The organism is Microvirga sp. P5_D2, from assembly GCF_054049475.1.
In genome coordinates this window covers 1-685 of the sequence record NZ_JBFUMH010000405.1, presented here as the reverse complement: position 1 = coordinate 685, position 685 = coordinate 1, and the positions used below count along the sequence as shown (strand labels likewise).

Genomic DNA, 685 nt, shown 5'->3' with positions numbered 1-685 from the left:
TTCCTGTACCGCGTTTCAGCACATCATTCCTCGGCTTGTTGATCACTGGGTACGACCTCACAGTCCTCGCTGTTACAGTGGTCACGATTAGCTGCCTTTTCTTCGTCATCGACTACACCAAGCTTGGCATTGCATTCCGCGCAATCTCAGCCAATCCGTTCGCGGCAGAAGTTTGCGGCTTGAATTTACGCTCGATGCACCTCTTTGCTTGGATCGTCGCCGCACTCCTCGGCGTTGTGGGTGCGCTGCTTATTGTTCCTACGACGTTCCTAAGTTCCACGACGGTCGTCACATTCATGTTGCAAGCCTTCGCAGCTGCAGTCTTGGGGGGCTTTTCTAGTCTGCCTGGCAGTCTAATTGGAGGAATTCTGGTTGGAGTCCTCATGAACTTGTTTACATTCTATGTGTCTCCCGAATTTAGCAGTACCTTCCTGCTTGGTGTGATCCTTCTGGCGCTCAACATTTTTCCGAATGGCATGCTCGTAAAAGCGGGAGGATCCCGTGTCTGAGAACGCAGTTATTTTGAGCTCCCCAAGAATCCCCCGCTCAGGTTGGAGCAACGCGCTGGTAGGCCACGGCGCAACCTTTGCGCTGATCGTTGCGCTCGTGTTGTTTCCCTTCCTTGTTCAGGGATCATGGACCTATACGCTAGGTATCTGCTTCGCGAACAGTATCGGTGTACTCG

Annotated in this window: 1 protein-coding gene and 1 pseudogene; both read left to right on the top strand. The window is 52.6% G+C overall.

Annotation, left to right across the window (positions count from 1 at the left end; all coding sequences use genetic code 11):
- Positions 1–509, top strand: a 509-nt coding sequence (locus ACXJKO_RS31975) for a branched-chain amino acid ABC transporter permease (protein ID WP_457095009.1), incomplete at its 5' end; no start/stop codon positions are given.
- Positions 502–685: pseudogene (locus ACXJKO_RS31970) on the top strand (branched-chain amino acid ABC transporter permease); the annotation flags it as partial. The gene ACXJKO_RS31975 and the pseudogene ACXJKO_RS31970, both read left to right, overlap by 8 nt.